This window comes from Pseudomonas sp. B7(2017), from assembly GCF_002112745.1.
Taxonomy (GTDB): domain Bacteria; phylum Pseudomonadota; class Gammaproteobacteria; order Pseudomonadales; family Pseudomonadaceae; genus Aquipseudomonas; species Aquipseudomonas ekonensis.
The window spans coordinates 20,991-38,524 of record NZ_NEIP01000022.1; the positions used below are offsets into that span (position 1 = coordinate 20,991).

The window sequence follows — 17,534 nt, forward strand, 5'->3', positions numbered from 1 at the left end:
CCGTGCCTTGTGCAGTTGAAGATGTAACACCTTAAATCAACGGCTTCAGGGCGGATGTCTGACGCTTCTTCGGATGTTGCAGGGCATTTCTCCACGTGGTGTGAGCAGAGCGCCGGGAACGGCCCTTGACCGGTTCTTTTCCCGGACCCGTTGCCGTCATGTCCGGGGCTGGCGGGAGCGAACCGCTCCCGCTCGACGGCGCAGCAGTCGCCGTGAGGGAACCTCAGTCCTTGAGCGGAATGTACAGCTCGACCACGCTGCGCGGATCCATCGGGCCGAAGAAGCGCTCGCCGCAGTATTCGAACTCGATGCCTTCGGCCGGGGCCATGCCGGCGGCGGGCAGCCATTCGCTGTAGGCCGCACGGAAGGTCTCCGGCAGCGTGGTCACCGAACCGTGGTGCTCGACGCGGGCGTACGGGCGGGCGGGAATGTGCAGTTCCACCATCCCGTCGGGCAGGTGGGCGCCGCTGCCCACCGGGAGCCCGGCGACGTACCGCCACTGACCGTCCGCCAAAGGCTCGCACACGCCGAAGGTGCCGACCGGCTCGCGCAGGCGGTCGATCTCGGGCTCCCTGGGTTCAAAGCGATCCCACATTTGCGCGATCGAACCGTCCTCTCCTTGCTGCCAGCTCATGCCCATGATCCGCAGCGCGGGGTAGGCGACCCGTTCGGGCGCCTGCAGGGCCGGCAGTCCGCGATCCGGCTGTGCGAGGTAGCGAGTCAGCTGGCCCAGCACGTTTTCGCTGCGCTGCAGTTCCGCGCGCAAGTGCCGGGCGTGGGCTTCGAGGGTCTCGCGCATCGCGCCGACGCTGTCGAGCCCGCCGCCTGCGGCCAGCGAGCGGATGTCCTCCAGCGCTAGGCCAAGGCCCTTGAGCCAGAGGATCCGGCCGAGGATGACGATCTGCTCCGGGCGATAGTAGCGGTAGCCGTTGTCGCGCCCGGTGAGCGCCGGGCTGAACAGCCCGATGCTGTCGTAGTGGCGCAGGGTCTTGGTGGTGAGCCCGTGGCAGCGGGCCATTTGTCCGATGGTCAGCATGAATCTCTCCTGTTTGGCTGCTCGGGACTCACGCTAAAGCCTGCCCCAAGGGCAAGCTCAATCCCCCAACGCCTCGCCTTCACGGCGCGGATCCGCCCCGCCCTCGAAAGAGACCTTTCCTTGCGCATCCTTGACCCGCACGATGGCCTGGGTGCCGCTGGTCATGTCGATCTCGTTCACCGCGTGCCCCTGGGCCTTGAGCGCCTGGATCAGGGCCGGGCTGAACTGGCCTTGCTCCAGTTCGGTGGGCCCGTTGCGGCTGCCGAAGTTGGGCAGGCTGATGGCGTCTTGGGCGTCGAGGTTCCAGTCGAGCAGGCCGACGGTGGTCTTGGCCACGTACTCGATGATCTGCGAGCCGCCCGGGGAGCCGACTGTGGCGACGAACCCGCCGCTGGCGCGGTCGAAGATCAGGGTCGGCGCCATCGACGAGCGCGGGCGCTTGCCGGGCTCGACGCGGTTGGCGACTTTCTGCCCGTTCTCCTCGGGGATGAACGAGAAGTCGGTCATCTGGTTGTTCAGCAAGAAGCCTTGGACCATCAGGTGCGAGCCGAAGGCGGCCTCGATGGTGGTGGTCATGGAGATCGCACCGCCGAAGTCATCCACCGCCACCACTTGCGAGGTGGAGATGCGCAGCGGCGAACGGTCCGGCGCATAGGCCACCTGTACCCCTGGCGGGTTGCCCGGCCGGGCGCTGCCCATGCTGCGCTCACCGATCAGGCCGGCACGTGTGGCCAGGTAGCCCGGATCCACCAGGCCCTTGACCGGCACCGGCACAAAGTCGGTGTCGGCCACGTATTGCGCACGGTCGGCGTAGGCCAGGCGTTCGGCCTCGGCGATCAGGTGCACGGCTTCAGGCGCAGGCTCAATGCCTGCGGGCAGGTCGGTCTTGCGGGGCTTGAGCGGCGTCAGCGCCAGGCGCGGGTCGCGGGTCTCGAGGGCCTGCAAGGTGCCGAGGATCTGCGCCACGGCAATCCCGCCCGAGGACGGCGGCGGCATGCCGCAGACCTGCCAACGCTTGTAGTCGGTGCACAGCGGCGCGCGCTCCTTGGCCTGATAGCGGGCGAGGTCGTTCAGCGACAGGCTGCCGGGGTTGGCGTGGCCCTGGACCTTGGCGACGATCTCTTCGGCGATCGGGCCCTTGTACAGGGCGTCGGCGCCTTCGTGGGCGATGCGCTTGAGCACGGCGGCCAGTTCGGGATTGCGCAGGCGTGTGCCGACGGCCTTGACGCTGCCGTCGGCGTTGAGGAAGTACCTGGCCATGTCCGGCGACTGGCCGATCGCCGGGTCAGACGCCAGCAGCGAATGCAGTCGGGGGGACAGGGCGAAGCCGTCCTCGGCCAGCTTGATCGCCGGTTCGAAGAGCGTCGCCCACGGCAGGCGACCGTGCTGCCGGTGCGCCAGCTCCAGCGCCCGCATCACCCCGGGCGTGCCGACCGAGCGCCCGCCGATCTGCGCCTGGGGGAACGGCATCGGTTTGCCGTCCGCTTGCAGGAACAGCTTCTCGGTGGCGCCGGCCGGCGCGGTTTCACGCCCGTCGTAGGTGCGCACCTGCTTGCCGTCCCACAGCACGATCATCGCACCGCCGCCGATGCCCGAGGATTGCGGCTCGACCAACGTCAGCACCGCCTGCATCGCGATTGCCGCGTCGACGGCCGAACCGCCCTTGCGCAGCATCTCCCGGCCGGCTTCGGCGGCCAGCGGGTTGGCGGCGGCCGCCATGTGCCGGCTGGCGTGGCTGGCCTGCAGGCCGGTGCGGTAGCCGGAGGCGGCTTCCGGTGCCTGCGGCAACGTCGAGGCGGGCGGGGCGTTGCAGGCGGCGAGGGTGAGGGCGCTGACGATCAGGCTCAGGGCAGGCAGGCGAAAACGGCTCAGGGGCAGGGCTGGAAACACGCGGGCTTCTCCGTCCGTGGGGTGAAAAGACTGACGGACTGTATCGGCCGACCGTACGGGACGCAAACCGCCGGGTACTTTCTCCTTCAAGCCCCGGTGGATTTTCTGTAGGGTCGAAGGCACACGAGACGCCAGAAAACCTACAAGAGGCCTCCATGGACAACGCATTTGCCACACACACCGGCTACCGCCTTCAGCGCGAACGCTTTCTCGCCGCCGCGAACATCGCCGGGGCGACCCTCTTCTCTTACGCGCATCCGCTCAACGGGCCGTTCGGCGAGCCGTTGAGCACCGATGTCGCGGTGCTGGGCGATCCCCAGTCCAAGCGGCGTCTGGTGGCCATCAGCGGCACGCACGGGGTGGAGGGCTACTACGGCTCCGACTGCCAGATCGACTGGCTGAAGCGGTTCACGCCCGACCAGTTGCCCAGGGACGTCGCCGTGGTGATGGTGCACCTGATCAACCCGTGGGGCACGGCGTGGCTGCGCAGGGTCAACGAGGACAACATCGACCTCAACCGCAACCACCTGGACTTCTCCCGGCCGTTGCCGGACAACCGGGCCTATGCGGCGCTGCACGGGATCTATGCCTGCACGCAGCTCGACGGCCCTGAGCGGCAGCGGGCCGATGCCCTGCTTGACGCGCAGATCGCCGAACACGGCTGGCCGGCGGTGATGTCGATCGTCGAGGGCGGCCAGCACAGCCACCCCGACGGATTGTTCTATGGCGGGCGGGAACCGGCCTGGTCGAACCGCACGTTGCACCGCATCGTCCAGCAGCACCTGGCGGGTGCCGAAACCGTGATGTGTTTCGACCTGCACACCGGCGCGGGCGAGTACGGCCACCCGATGCTGCTGACCATCACCCCAGGCCCATACCCTGCGCTGGCCCAGGCCCAAGCGGTTTACGGCCCGTGGCTGTACACCCTGCACACCGGCGCCGATACCCTGAGCGAAACCGGCGTCGCGGCGACGGCCACCGGCTACACCTCCCAGGCGCTGCTCGATGCGCTGCCGGGCGTGCGGATGATGCCGTTCGTGATCGAGTGCGGCACCTATCCGGGGGCGCAGGTGCACCGGCATCTGCGCGACGACCACTGGCTGCACCTGCACGGCGATCCGCTCGGTGCGCAGGGGCGCAAGATCAAGCTCAACCTGCTGGAGCAGTTCTATCCGGCAGATCCGGACTGGCGGGCGATGGTGGGATTGCGCACCCGGCAGATCTGGGCGAAGGGGTTGGCGGCGCTGGGCGAGTGATGCCCGGCACTTTTCTCGGGGCATGAAAAACGGCCTGCCTTTCGATAGGCCGTTCGGAGAGGGAGAACGGTGCAGGATGTAGGTGAGTCGGGTCGGCCAGGTGTTTATTGCTTGAAGCCCGGCAAACTGTTCGCCTGACGCCAGTGCTTCACTGTCTGCGCAATACCTTCGGCAGAACTGTCCTCTCCAGGTTCCGGGTAAAAAATGAGGTCGGTGCCTTCCGGGTGTTCGGTAAGCGTTCTGAATTGCGCCAGCAACTCGCCCAGTTCCGCATCTGAGCCGCGTTTGTTTGTGGCTCGTATCCTTTCGATGAAACCAATGAATTCAGCTTCGGTGTAGTCAGATATGTTTGTCATGACATGCTCATTGGATTCTGTGTTGATTGATGTGATTCCTGGGGGTGTTGACTCGAAGGTTGTCTACGTCATAGACAGCGCCGCCATCTGCGACCCGTTCGAGATGATGTAACTCAAACACTCCTCGTATACCTACAGCCTCTCTGTTTCGAACTGCGGGGGCATTGCCTGACATCAAGCGATCCTGGGCATCTTTGTTGAACTGATTGAAGAGATCCGGATCATCCCTAACGGCTTGCCAAAATGCCTTGCGAAATGCATCGAAACTCGAAAACTCCCGTCCCCTGAGTTTATCCGCAATCCGTGTCGGAACCGGCGCGCCGATCCCCGTCCCCGCGCCCGCAAGCCACATTCCCGGCACATCCTCACCAATCCCCGTCACGGTGCCCGGCATCAGCCTGGCCGGCTTCGAATACACCACGTACAGCGATTTGAGTCCGGTCTCCGCCGGAAACACCAGGATGCAATCCTCAGCGGTGATGTCTTCACCGGGCAGGCCTTCTATCTGGCTGTCGGTGTTCTCGGGAATCGGGTGAACGAGGATTGTACCCAGTTGCTCCGCGTGTTCCGGATAGATCAGCGGCGGCAATGACCCCAGGGGCCCGCGCTGCGGCGTCCACAATATCGTGATGCCGTTGAGACTGGCCTCCATCGCTGTCTTGTCGCTGTTCCACTCGACCTTGACGGTGCGCACCGAGTCATCGCCCGAGGCGCCGGTATGGATGCCGTAGACCTGCATGACGCCTTCGGCATCGCGCCGGAACTGGAAACGCACGCGGGTAGTGGCGCGGGTCATGCGGCGCAACTGTTCATCGGTATGAAGAGTGCCGTCGCCCATCCTGGCCGGGAGCATTCCGAGGATGAACACACTCGCCGGGCCGCCTGCACCGCGTACCGCCCAGTTGAGGCGCTGCTGCAAGATGCCGCCGCCTGCCATGCGCCCCAATGCCAGATCAGCGCCGAGTGCCGTTGCTACCGCGCTGCTGGCGGACGGAAAGAGCATGGCGCCCGCCACCATGACCTTGCCGAAGTTGGAGGAGGGTTCCGCTGCCGTGCCGACATCCGTACGGCACCAGTTGTTCGCCGTGCAGGATTTGGCGAACACCTGATCTTCAGGGGACTTGGGCGTCGGCCATTCATCCTTTTCGATGTACACCGGCTCAGGCGGCGGTGGCGGGCTCCATGTGGCCCATGAGTAAACATCATTGCGACGTTTGCGAAGCCATTCATCATCGAAGAGAGGTTTGAATCGAGCCACGGCAACTCCCTGTATGGCCTGAATCGAGCCAAGGGAGCTTGTCGGTCAATGGGGGAGGCGGGCAAACCGACGGGGAGCGTTTCAGGCGCCTGATTTCACGAAAAATCCAGTTCGTACCAGGAGGGTGCTGGTTTCCCTACAGTGCTTTCCTGAACTGCGGCTTTTCTCGGGGCATAAAAAAACGGCCTACCTTTCGGTAAGCCGTTTTTAGTACTTGGTGGTACACAGACAACTGAACTGATGATTTAAGTATCAGTATTTAATGGTATTTTGTGTTTTCGGTTGTTCTGGGGATACATGCAGGGATACACGGCGCTCGTTCCTAGACGCTTTTTTGGCCTTGTTTCAACTTTCCGACGGGCGCTCGAAACTCACCCGTGTCTTATGAGTATGCTCCGACGAACGGCATCAAATTAACGGCTTTGGGCTTCTACATCTGGAGGCCATGATCGACAGAGCTACAGGTTTCTCTGTCGATCATGGCCTATTCTTGTGATCGGCCGCGGATGGCGCACCATTTCTACCCAGGCTTCGCAACCATCTACGTCGATCAGCACGCGCCCATCTCGAGCCTTCCGCCAAACCTTATCTTTTATCCAAGTCCCGCCTGCGATTTTCGACCGAGTCGCTACTCACTGCTCGCGTTGGTGGCAACGTTGGCACTTGTTCTCCCAATGCTTTGTGCCATCAGCATTTGAACGCTGCTAATTTATCGCCTCGACTCCTGGATCATACTTCGCAAGATGCCTGCTGATTTTTTTGAGTCACTCAGTGAAAGGATTGTGTCGTACAGCAGGATTAGGCTGTTGCAAGTGGCTGTCGGGTCATTTGAGAATTTTTCAGGATTCGCCATCACTTCTACCAACTGTAGATCCTTTGCCATCATTACACGCAGCACCTTTTCGAAGTCTTTGTCATAGTTCGAGAACGGCTGTGGTTTGTCGGGCACCGAAGCCGTTTGTTTGATTACTTCTGTGAGTGCTGCGAGGTCTTCATTGGTCAGATCCTTCGGGACATTTTCCATCAACTTCAGGATTGGTGTTTTATTGTCAATGCCGAGGAAAGTCACGCAATGTGAAGGGTTTGTCTTGCCTAGGAATCTCACTTCGGCAATCTGTGAGCGCCAGTAGCGGAGGAGGGGCAGGTCAGGGGCATGGACTAAGTAATACGGCACAATCGAGCTAGTGAACAGCGTCTGAATGTCCACTTGTATCTCAGCCATCGAGCGCCCTGCTTGCACTCCTTCGACGACGGCCTTCCTGAGCTTGGCATAGTTACCGGCGTCGTAGATCGACAACGCTTCGTAGACTGGCGTTTTCAGCAGCGACTGTTCGATCACATTGGCATCCCGCCAATCAACGATTCCTGACAGGCCAAAGTAGCGGGAGTCGACAACCGCAGAAATGATGTTCTGCTGTTTCAGCTCTTCATTGGTCGGAAACCACATGTCTTGTGGACTAGTGGTAGTCGCCTTCGCAACAAACGCGGGCGTTGCACCTAAACGGGAAAGACTTTTTCTAAAGCTGGCGTTGATGTCGAGTTCGTCGTCACCTGTGGCTCCATTGATGGAGGCACTGTGGAAGCCGATCTTGCCGTGTTCACCGATATAGCGCTCCTGGCCAGCGAGGAAGGCTAGTGCGCACGCACTGGAGCAGTTTGTGCTTGTGTAGGTAATAAGATGGTGTTGAGAGATCAAGCCGGCGAGTTTGTTCGCTTCCACTATTCGGCCGCCGATGCTATTCAGGTGAATGACTCGAACAGCGGGTGAGGAATCGAGCATGATCCTGACCGCATCGGTTGTGCCGATCGGAATCCCGCCGGCTACTTCAAGCTCTGTGTTGTTGCGCAGTAGGCGTAGCGAATATGGCGGGATGTTGTCAGTCCCCCGAATCATATCGAGCCCTTCGCGAATGAGGGGGACGCCGTTAACGATGAAGCTAACGAGAAGTTGGAACGCGCCAAGGCAGACCAACACTTGGGCCATAACCGCCCAGAAATGCTTGCCTCCGCGCGAAACGTGGGAGGAAGATGAACGAATCACCCCGACGATCTGCCAGACCGCCACCATGATCGTAACGAGGTAGTAGCTTAGGATCAGGAAACCTTGATTCTGCGTGTTCAGACTCATAGCTTCGCTGAGTTTGCTCAACGCTATATCCATGAGAGCGACGAAGGCTGCGACCAAAAAGCCGAATAGCCAATAGGAAATACCGAGGGAGTATTCCCCGCGCCAGTGTTTGGCGATGAAGTTGTAAGACCTGCTGGGGGCAACATTCGGCGCTGTTAATACTGCTGGTGCACCGTCATCGCTTGGTTGCATCGCCGCATCAAGGTTTGGATTTTCAGTCGGAGGGAGTGCCTTTTCATTGACTACGTTGGATTGCACCTTGGTCATCTGCTGGCCGCAATTGAAGCAGTAGTTGGCGTCAGCAGAGTTAGCAGCTCCGCACTTTGTGCAATAGAGAGTTCCTTTCATCCTGTTCCCCAGGAGCAGCGCTGTGTAGATCTTTAGGTATAGCCGCCCTGGGCTGTCCAACAACATTGCGTGCGCAATAGGCGAAGTTACTTTTTCCTGGGCCCGGACTGGAGTAGGGCGTCAAGCTTTCGTGAAAGCTGCACTGGGTGTGATCCGCCAATCCCAGATTTGGCTGCCGGCCGAACTGCTGCTGAGTTGTGCTTTGAATCTGGTTCAGGCGCAATGCTCGCCTCAGCCTCTGCGTAAATCATGGCTTGAAGCCTTTCTGCGTGGATTCTCAGAGGCCCGAAGCTTCGCACGCAAGGAATGCGGCCTTCTCTTGCGAGACGATAGGCCGTCGTGCGACCGATGCCCAATAGAGCGGCGGCTTCGGAGATCGATATCAGAGTCATGCGGCTTACCCCGCGGGTAACATGGGTAGGCTGAGCCCGTTCATGGAGCTCAGTTTTCACGAGAACACTTCCGCCCTGCAGTCATTTAATCTCTAACCTGGCTCAGATCCAATATCCATTTGGCGATTGCCGACTGGCGCCAGGCCGCCTAATCGGTGGAGGAACTACGGCGTGCTCCTTCTCAGACCGACGCCTCAGCTCGGCCAAGCATCTTGCCTAGCCCCGCTATGAACTCCACCTCGAAGTCATCGCCCATGGGCGGTTCTGACGCTGGTTCGTTCACTGCGGCCCTTGTGCCTTCAACCGGGCGAAACCTTGCTTGATGTGCCCGGCGTTTTCTCCAATCGTCTCCAGCGCGGTGCGGATATTGTCGCCGACGTCTGCGTGCCCCTGGCTTTCGACTAGCAGGGTCAGCTCCATTAGCGCGGCTTCCACGGCGAGTTGGTTACGATACATGCGCTCTAGGACATCTGGGAGAGAGTACTCGGGGGAAGGCATCGCTTCGTCTCCATTCGAGAAAATGAAAGCGTAGCAGCGCAGGTTCGATAGGAGCATGAAACAAACTGCTCACTTGCTGACAAGCGTTTCGAGTCGCTGCAGATGATCAATGCCTGGGGTGTATAGCCGGTTCCATTGGCGCGCGAAAGCGTCGGCTGGTTGATTTCACTTAGCTCATGGGCGTGGTGCCATTGCCACAATGTGGCATTCCTACCTCTTTGTCGGCAGGGAATCTGAATTTAGTGAATCTGGTTGTCCTCCATTTCCGAAGGCAGATGCTGTGTAGCTTTGTCCGGGCTACGGCGCTTTCGGCGATACGCGACGCAGATAAAGAACTGGTTGGAATTGCCGATAGATTTTCCAAGACAAGGTGAGGAGGATTCAATGGGCTACAACTCTACGGATACAGCCGCACTCAATGCGGCAAGAAAGGCCGGGTTCGACATTGGCTCATTCCAGCAAGTGGGCGACTCATATGTAATTAACAAGATCATCTGCCCGTTGCGCCCGGCCTGCACTGACGCAGGTGCTGTGTTAGCTGGCGCCATTGAGGCCTCTCATCGATGGATGGAGAAGATGACTGTATGGCTGACATTTGATTTCGCAGGGCCGATCCCAGGCTACGTCACGGAAGCGATCAAATCGCTATCTGCTTTTGGAACGGCAATCGTAATTACTCACGATGGCAAGTCGACCCACTCCCCAGGGCCCTTACTAGATAAATCATTGCGCCAAGTAGTCGCTTCAGCGAACGCTACATCAGTGCTATGGCACCCCGTCGCCGCTCAGTTGGTTTTTGGTGTCCGAGACTTAGAGCTGGATTCTTGAGCGATAAGCGCACCAGGGAGCGTACTTATGGCGCGTAACAGCCTGCGTACGTTGTGGTTTTTGCCGCAACTCTGGTGCGCGAAACCTGTGCGTGAAGCGCTACGAGAAACAGCGTGTTTTGCCGTAACGGGAGCTGTAACAGCCTGCCTTGTTACACGTCGTCGGTACGGGCGCCTGATCCTTTTTAGGGCATCCGAAAACTCGGAATACCTGGAAACCTGAGTGGAAACCAACGGGTGTATTCGTTCCGACGATGACAGGGAAAGTGGTGGTCGCTGATGCCAGTGACCGCGCTTGCTCACCATCTCCGATATCCGCCTGAAATGGTCTAAACAGTGGATACCAGAGCTGATACTGGGAACCAGACGAGGTGGTTACCGTTACTGGTTACCGAAGTGCGGCCAGGCTGACAAACGGTCAATTTTGTTGACCTTATAAGCCCCGTGGAGCGACTAGACTCATGACGAGCCGGGTACCGCTCCGGTAGGTGAAGGCATTGCACCTTGGAGGTTCGCATGGTCGATGAACACTGGTTGAAGGCGATTCAGATATCCGCCGTATTCATCGGCGTGCAGCTGCTGGTCAAGCTTGAGGAGTGGCTGACAGTTCTGGCCAAAAGGCATCTGCCGAAGGGCAGCAGGATCAGGAAGATCGTCCTGATCAATCCTGACGAGGACTGAGCTACTGCTCCGAGAACCCAAGCAGGCCCGGCGCCGTGAATAGCGGCAGAAGGCTTGATTGAGGTTCTTTTGGGACGATCACCTTCAATGGCGGATTCAGCGCCGAGCCGACATCAGCCATCTGCTTGGCCTTGCCGGCGGCCGTGACCGTCATGTTCAGGAGGCCATGGGCAATTGGGAGTTTGGGCATAGACTGGACGAACCTCAGCAGGTTCGGAACCGTGCTGGAGCCGGCAGGCTTCATTGGTGGGTTCATGATCGCCCCGCCCGCCCTGAGGATTCGTTGGTAGTCGCTCCAGCCGGCGTTGCCGAACAGTTCCTTGCCTTTCTCAGGCCCGATCTTGTCCAGAGCCTTCCGCATGCCGTGGATAGTGAACGATCCACCCGTCTCTCCCTGCAGGGTCGCAGAATCACGGATGTAGGCCTGGGCTGCGCTGCGCAGCGAGCTCATGATCGGCACGCCTCTCTGGCGCTCAAGCTGGGAAAGGTCTTTCAGCTGGTCGACCTTCATCTTGCCGACGATGTCAGGCAGGTCTTCCGCAGCATAATTGCCCTTCAGGATCTTCTCGATCAGCGGACTGGCTTCCTGGAAACGGAAGCGGTCTGCCGCGGCCGTGCGCGCAGCGCGGAAGGCGTCGGCGATCCCCATTGGGCCCTGTTCGGCAGCCTGTTCGGCGCCGCCAGTGAATGGCCCAATCCCACCTTGATATGGAACGATGCCGCCTTGTCCTGGTACTGGGGCGCCGCCAGGCAGGAATCGCCCTGGGCCTTCGATCATGCCGATATCCGAGGGAACAGGCTGGACACCTGGGGTCGACCCAGGACGGAAGCCTGGCGCCGGATTGAAGGCCGCCGACTCGCCATTGTCGATGGCGTTGATCAGATGCCTTTTGACGATGTTGAGGGCCACCGCCTCGGCCTTGTCGTTCGTGCTGTAGATCCTGCCGTTCAGGGCCTGGAGCCGCTGCAGGGCAGTCCCCATGTCGAATGGTTCCTTGCCAGTGGTGGCCTTCTTGAACCACTTCAGGGTGTCTGCTGGCAGTTTCGATCCGAGCATCTGCTGGTCAAGTTCGGTCGAGGCATCACTGACGAACTTGTGGGGGTCGAGAGGAATATCTCGGCCGGCGGTGTCCCGGGCCGTCTGGTAAAGCTTGTCGGCTTTGTCCTTCAGGCTGGCGTCGTAATCGGTGATCGACTTTTGCAGGGTCTGCCCGCGCTGGTAGTCGGTCTCCATGCCGGCGCCCTTGCGTACGCCGTAGAGCAGCGACTGATTTGCATCGACAAACCGCTTCTGGATCTGGTCGTCGACGGTGTTCAGGTTGTTCTCCATCCACCATTGCTTCGGATCGCGACTGAGCCAGCCGCGCGTTGGCTTGATGTCGAGGGTATTGAAATCCGCCATGCGCCCCAACTGGTCGCCGTCAAGGTTGTCCACGTCATCCATCGACCTCTTGCCGATATCGACGATCTGATCCTTGATGGACTGTGGCAATGCCGAGAAGTCGACACCCTTTCTGGAGAGTTTTGCAGCCACTTCCATCTCGATGGGCGCTGCCGGCTTCATCATGGCCTGGATGCCGCCGGCGGCCTTGCCGATGCCTCGCCCTAGCGCCAAGCCAGCCCCACCGCCTGCGCCACCAGCGATGGCGTTCGCCAGCCGGTCAGATAGCTCTCCAGGCTGAGAGATGGCCCCGAAAGCCGCGCCGGCGCCGATCGCCTGTTTGTAGGTTGATGGGTTCACCATCGCATTGCCGGCGCCCTCCAGAAGGCCACCAGCGGTTTTCAGGCTCGGCAGCATGCTGGCTGCCTTGGTCGCTCCAAGCGCCTGCCCACCTGCCTGCAGTCCACGACCGCCAAGGTATGCAAGGCCGACCTGGCCGCCGATGTTGCCGACAAGACCGGCGGGGTCGGACATCAGGTCGTCATCGGCCCCCGGCGCACGCTGCCACCCGCGAGGCCAGATGACGCCGCCCAGTCCGATGCCTTCCATCAAATCTGCGACAGCCTTGCCGGCGCCGAGAGTGCCTCGTTCCAGCCAGTTCCTGCCGGCTAGTCGATCTGGTGGAGTGCTGCGAGCCTGCTGCGCGGTTACTTGGGCGACCTGATCAGATTGGCCGGGTTGGGCAGTGCTTCCGAGCGGAACCTGTTGCGGTTCTGGCATCGAGTATTTCTGCCTGAGAGCGCTCCACTCATCGTCTGGCGCGGGCGCCTGTGGCGCCTGCTGACTGTACTTGCTGCGAAGTGCAGCCCAAGCATCATCTTGCGGTTCCTGATGAGACATGTTGGCGGTCACCTTGTTGATGTAGTTGCGCGTCTCCGCCGGCGCGGCGGCCATTCCCTTGCGCTGGAGGTTGCCGATCCCCCAGTTGTAGGCGGCCAGGGCGCCCGGGACGCTGCCGGTCTGCCGCACCATGTCGGCGAGCATCCTGGCGGCGCCGGCGGCGGACTGCTGGAGGTTGTTTGGGTCGCTGACGCCATACTGCTCGGCGGTGGCTGGCATGAACTGGAAATGCCCTTGTGCGCCCTTCGGCGATTGCATGTTCTGCCCGCGGCTCGATTCGGCCGACCAAACGGCATCCAGAAGCCCTGCCGGCAGTCCATTGCGCCGCTCCAGACCATCGAAGAGACCCATTAGCGTTTCTGCCAGCGACTAAGTATTGGATCGTTCCAGATAGAGCCCTGAATGTTCCGCCACTCGCGATCGATACGCATCAGGTCGCCTTCTTTCTGCGCCTGAGGCAGCGCGTCCTGATAAAACTGCGCCTTGCGAGCATCCTGATTGGCCTTTGCCTCTGCCAGATCCAGAATGAAAGTGTTCGCTTCCGGCGTGTTCTTGAGACTGACGAACGTCTTGCTTGCTCGATCAGCATCCCCTTCGGTCTGAGGCCCTTTCTGAGCGCCCAGCACCGTCAGCAAGCGATCCATGGCCACAGATTGCAACTTCTGCGCGTTGGTGGCGAAAAGCTCCGCATTTTTTGGAGCAATCCCAAGACTGGTCAGGAAGTTGGCTCCAAGCGCTTTAGCTTCAGTGCCATATCCAGTATTCAGGTCAATATTGCGCGCGGCCGTAATTGAATTCCTCATGTCGGCGGCGCTCTTTCCGGCATCGAGGGTCGGCTGGTAAGTGCTAGTGATCCAGTTTTTATTGAGATCCTGATTCGCAGATTGCCTCACCGGGTCTTGTGCTGACATGAACGGGCCGCCTGCCCCGGCGCCGCCGGCGACAGTGCCGCGGTCGACGTAGTATTTGTTGCCGTCCGACCCAATCACTTGCATCGGATCAAGATTAGCTGCGCCAATTTGCTCGGAGCGCTTCTGCGCAACTTCCCATGGATATTGCGCCGCCTTTATTGAGCCGGCCTCGGCGCCCTTATAGCCGGCGTTGGCTTGGGCGGCGCCGGGGATCGGCACGGCCTGGCCCTGTTCATTCAGCATGACGCCTTCCGCTACCTTCGGCGTATAGGTCTGTTTGCCAGTGCGCGGATCGAAGTAGTAGCTGCCCGACTTGCGTTCCTGCGGGTTGTTCGCCTGCTTGTACAGGTCGAGCAAGGTTCCCCCGCCATCCATGCCAAGCATCTGATAAGTCATGATGTCAGTCAGGCTTAGTGGGAATTCGCCTTGAGCTTTTGGGTTTTGCGACATGCCGCCAGGCGGTGTGCTAGGCAATCCTGAAGAACTAGGCATTTGACCCCCATCAACACTGCCAACCTGAATAGGCGATTGACGGTTAGGCTGAGGGAAAGCCTGGGCACTATCGGGGCCGACTGCAGGCTGCATATTGCCTGATCCTGCTCCCGGGTTGTTCCCTGGCATGTGCTGTTGCAGCCAGTCATTCTGCCTTTGCCTCTGCATGAGGTTGGCCTGGATCTGCTGCGCCTGCATGTTGCGGTATTGGTCGCTTGCCTGGCGCTGCAGGGCATTGCTGTAGCCGCCGATGCCTGCCAGGCCGGCGATTCCCAGCGTGTTTACCGGGGCGCCGCGGCGCGCGCCTGCCAGGCCGCCGAATGCGGCCGAGAGGAGCCCTTGCCCCTCCGGCGTTTTCACGAAATCAAGAAGTCCGTCCATATCAGCTCCACGTGGTGCGATGCTGAACCGTCATTTACTGACGGCGTGGGAAAGGGGAGGCCTGAAGGCCCAGGGCAAATTGAGAACTGTTCATGCGACCAAGACCTCCATCGGAAGCAGAGGACGGCGTTCTGCGAGGGCGATCAGTGCGGCGTTCGCCTGCACGCTTCCAGAGTTCGCTGCGATGCGCAGGCGCTCATATGCGGCTGTGATCTCTGCGCGGGTTGGCTTGGTTTGGTGGCCTCGGGTCTTGGTGCTCATAACTCATTCTCCGATGCAAGGTTATAACCTAATATTAGCAGATTTGGCTTTATCTGTATATTTGAACAGTGTTTTGGCGTGTCAGTCGTCTGATTGTTGTTGCGGTTCTATGGGGGAGGTAGATGGCGCACTGTTGATGCGGGCGGAGGCCTCGTCTTCCTGGGTTTGGTGCCGAATGTGCTGGGATCGCCACAGTGTGTAGTTTTCAACACGCTGTGTAGATATCTACACACTGTGCTGATTACGCTTTGCTTCTCGGGAACTTGATCAATACACATCCTCCCTTTAGTACCCGCGCTTCCAGCTTGTGCTCATTGATTACACGCTTGTCCTCTTCGCGGCTCTTCAATGCCTTCCACATGATGATCAATGAGCTCATTCGTCAGTACTCCGTGTTTCGCTGCAAATCGCGCCTGCTATTACTCGACTTGATTTACCTTGATATCAACACATAGGTTACTTGAGGTACCTTGAGACCCCTTTAAGAACCTTTAAAAGCCTTGATATCAACAACAACCCCTTTCGGCCTACAGATCGCCGCAACATTGGATACCATGGCCTCGGTTCGATCTCGCTCAAGTGCCCACCAGCGGGAGGTCTTTCCTGTCTTCGGTCGATATGTCATACGAAACAAGCCGACCATTGCTGCTTTGCTGATGTGCTTCGGAGCAATCCCAATACCGTCGTAAAATCCAATCTGTCGTGCGAACCCTTCCCCTCCGCTTTCCTCCAACCAGTTATGAATTACTCCAATCGCCTGGTTTGTCTCATCGTTGACGGGGTAGATAAGCTCTGAATCCTGCTCATTGGATTCTGCGATGTAGCTGACCTTCTGGAGAAGTCCAAGCCCCACCAGAGGGGATAGAACAATCCAAGCGCCTTGGTTGCCAGCATCGTCTTCCTGCCCGTTGAGTACAGCTAAAGAGCCTGTAGCCCTTGCTTTAGCTTCTTGCCGCTCAAAGCCATAAAGGATGAAAGGGCCTATCGGGCAAATCGTTTCGCGGGAATACGTTTGCCACGCCAAGCTTCGCGGTAGACCTCCGTCGTTGTCGATGTCATGGGCCCCATAGAGCTCGATGAATTTCTGAAGCAGTACCAAGTCGCCAGTTTCACGAAGCTTGGTGACCGGCGGTATTTCTCCACCGGCACCATCGATCAGCTCATTCGGCAACCAGATGAGCTTCGCATCATCATTGGGTTTACTGAGCTTGTAGCGCGGCTTTTTCCCAGCTTTCAGCACTTTGACAATTTCCGCGGCAACTAAAGCATCGATCGCCTCCTTGGCGCGCCGCCATGCTATGCCGGTCTTCTCAAAAATGGCCTGGGCACTCCATGAGGTAGTGGAGTTGTCCTTTCCGGTGCCTCTCGCCATAACAAGCAAGGAAACCGCCGGCCGCAACCCAAGATCACAGGCTGCCGAGAACTCATCAGCCCCAATCGCGAAGAAGTTTCCGTGGTTCATTTGCGCAGATCCTTTTCTTTTTGGCTGCAGTCAGCAGAAGTCTTATCGCATCTGATTGTAGCGTCATCCGCGGCTGGTGCTCCCCACGAAGGCTCGGCAAACCCGGCCATTGTTCACGGCGTGCCAGTGCGTGATGTCGTCGATCGAGTCAACGAGACAGGCCGTCACCTGAGCGCCAGGACTACGCACAACTACGCGTCCGCACTCGGCATCGGCCGCGCTCAAGAATGGCCCCAGCAGCGCTTTGGCGGCCTTGGGATGAGTCACGAAAAACAGCTCAGTAGCTTTCTTTGGGCAAGCCGAGTTCGCACCGGCTGTTCTGCAGGTTTGGTCGCTCATGGTGATTAAGCCTCTTGCTTGGCTACGCGAAACCGAACATGGTTATGGGCGTTCATAGGCCGCTCCGAGCTGCCGACCGGCGCATTGGATGTAGACGAATTGCTCGTGGTCTGGCTCGTACGTAGCGTGCTCAAAGAAAGCCTCGATGACGCTCGTTGGCATCTGTTCGTGCCAGTGTTCAACGTAAGCGATCAGGAACGCCCGCCCGGGCGAGTCTTGTACTTGGCAGCGCTCCATCAGGAGCTTCATGCGCTGCGTCATGGATCGAAAAACCGCTACGTCCTTGACGGTTTCAGGTGGCTTCTCCAGGCTGTGCAAAATGACCCGACGACCTGGCAGATCACGCCCCAGCACCTCATAGACGTGGCGAGCAAATGCCTGGTCGGTTAGGCAGATCTGAAAGCCAAAGACGCCTTGAGCGTTCTCCACCTGAACGATGAAGAATGTCTGTGGGGTGGCTATCCGGTTCATTGCTCACCTCCCAAGGCTATCAGGTTGTTGCTGACGTTTTCGAGGGCGCGCTCAGTGTCAGCCAGGTGACTTTCAGAGAGGTACACCCCGAGTCTCGACAGCGCAGCGGAGTTGGCCCCGGATGAGTGCCTGTGGTCGTTGTTGATCGCCGTCATGAGTGTGAACATCCAGTCGGCAAACTCACGGTCACAGTCCAGTTGGAAAGCGGCTTCGTCTGCGACGTCTTTGTAGCTTGATGCTTTGGTTTTGGTATTCATTGCACACCC

16 protein-coding genes are annotated in these 17,534 nt (G+C 59.5%); 3 read left to right on the forward strand and 13 right to left on the reverse strand.

Annotated elements, in window-relative coordinates; all coding sequences use genetic code 11:
• Positions 1-223: 223 nt before the first annotated feature.
• Entirely contained in the window at positions 224-1,036 is an 813-nt protein-coding gene (locus CAG29_RS25880) for a MerR family transcriptional regulator (protein WP_085641023.1), read from the reverse strand.
• Positions 1,037-1,093: 57 nt separating this feature from the next.
• Positions 1,094-2,926: a gamma-glutamyltransferase gene (ggt, locus tag CAG29_RS25885; RefSeq protein WP_085629362.1), complete on the reverse strand. Its 1,833-nt coding sequence runs from the start codon at positions 2,924-2,926 to the stop codon at positions 1,094-1,096.
• A gap of 155 nt (positions 2,927-3,081) precedes the next feature.
• Here ggt and CAG29_RS25890 point away from each other — a divergent pair, with 155 nt between their 5' ends.
• On the forward strand, positions 3,082-4,182 hold the full coding sequence (locus tag CAG29_RS25890; RefSeq protein WP_085695342.1) for a M14 family metallopeptidase: 1,101 nt from the start codon (positions 3,082-3,084) through the stop codon (positions 4,180-4,182).
• Positions 4,183-4,286: 104 nt separating this feature from the next.
• Here the strand turns inward: CAG29_RS25890 and CAG29_RS25895 are convergent, their stop codons facing one another.
• The 5 genes from CAG29_RS25895 to CAG29_RS25915 all read right to left on the reverse strand — a co-directional run bounded on the left by CAG29_RS25895 (position 4,287) and on the right by CAG29_RS25915 (position 9,162).
• Positions 4,287-4,538, reverse strand: coding sequence for a bacteriocin immunity protein (locus CAG29_RS25895; protein ID WP_085584693.1), 252 nt, complete (start codon positions 4,536-4,538; stop codon positions 4,287-4,289).
• Positions 4,539-4,545: 7 nt separating this feature from the next.
• A complete protein-coding gene (locus tag CAG29_RS25900; RefSeq protein WP_085584695.1) occupies positions 4,546-5,796 on the reverse strand; it encodes an S-type pyocin domain-containing protein in 1,251 nt (416 codons plus the stop codon).
• A gap of 709 nt (positions 5,797-6,505) precedes the next feature.
• Positions 6,506-8,272: a zinc-ribbon domain-containing protein gene (locus CAG29_RS25905; RefSeq protein ID WP_170930404.1), complete on the reverse strand. Its 1,767-nt coding sequence runs from the start codon at positions 8,270-8,272 to the stop codon at positions 6,506-6,508.
• Positions 8,273-8,358: 86 nt separating this feature from the next.
• A complete protein-coding gene (locus CAG29_RS29195) occupies positions 8,359-8,664 on the reverse strand; it encodes a helix-turn-helix domain-containing protein (RefSeq protein ID WP_085695344.1) in 306 nt (101 codons plus the stop codon).
• 279 nt (positions 8,665-8,943) lie between these two features.
• Entirely contained in the window at positions 8,944-9,162 is a 219-nt protein-coding gene (locus tag CAG29_RS25915) for a hypothetical protein (protein WP_085695361.1), read from the reverse strand.
• Between the two features lie 384 nt (positions 9,163-9,546).
• Here CAG29_RS25915 and CAG29_RS28380 point away from each other — a divergent pair, with 384 nt between their 5' ends.
• Together CAG29_RS28380 and CAG29_RS28605 are read left to right on the forward strand one after the other, a co-directional pair.
• Positions 9,547-9,990 (forward strand): hypothetical protein, encoded by a 444-nt coding sequence (locus tag CAG29_RS28380; protein ID WP_139831531.1) that lies wholly within the window; start codon positions 9,547-9,549, stop codon positions 9,988-9,990.
• A gap of 515 nt (positions 9,991-10,505) precedes the next feature.
• On the forward strand, positions 10,506-10,670 hold the full coding sequence (locus CAG29_RS28605; RefSeq protein WP_170930405.1) for a hypothetical protein: 165 nt from the start codon (positions 10,506-10,508) through the stop codon (positions 10,668-10,670).
• Between the two features lies 1 nt (position 10,671).
• Here the strand turns inward: CAG29_RS28605 and CAG29_RS25920 are convergent, their stop codons facing one another.
• The 6 genes from CAG29_RS25920 to CAG29_RS25945 form a co-directional block, all read right to left on the reverse strand.
• Positions 10,672-13,302, reverse strand: a complete 2,631-nt coding sequence (locus CAG29_RS25920; RefSeq protein WP_085695345.1) for a lytic transglycosylase domain-containing protein — start codon at positions 13,300-13,302, stop codon at positions 10,672-10,674.
• The gene (locus CAG29_RS25925) at positions 13,302-14,735 is read right to left on the reverse strand and encodes a hypothetical protein (protein ID WP_085695346.1); all 1,434 of its coding nucleotides are present in this window, start codon (positions 14,733-14,735) and stop codon (positions 13,302-13,304) included. Before CAG29_RS25925 ends, CAG29_RS25920 begins: the two co-directional genes overlap by 1 nt.
• Before the next feature lie 742 nt (positions 14,736-15,477).
• Complete coding sequence (locus CAG29_RS25930; protein ID WP_085695347.1) at positions 15,478-16,458, reverse strand: hypothetical protein; 981 nt, start codon at positions 16,456-16,458, stop codon at positions 15,478-15,480.
• A 63-nt stretch (positions 16,459-16,521) separates the two neighbouring features.
• Entirely contained in the window at positions 16,522-16,797 is a 276-nt protein-coding gene (locus CAG29_RS28860) for a hypothetical protein (RefSeq protein WP_085695348.1), read from the reverse strand.
• A 42-nt stretch (positions 16,798-16,839) separates the two neighbouring features.
• Positions 16,840-17,268, reverse strand: coding sequence for a hypothetical protein (locus tag CAG29_RS25940; protein ID WP_085695349.1), 429 nt, complete (start codon positions 17,266-17,268; stop codon positions 16,840-16,842).
• Positions 17,265-17,525, reverse strand: coding sequence for a hypothetical protein (locus CAG29_RS25945; RefSeq protein WP_085695350.1), 261 nt, complete (start codon positions 17,523-17,525; stop codon positions 17,265-17,267). The genes CAG29_RS25940 and CAG29_RS25945 overlap by 4 nt, the downstream gene beginning before the upstream one ends.
• Positions 17,526-17,534 lie beyond the last annotated feature (9 nt).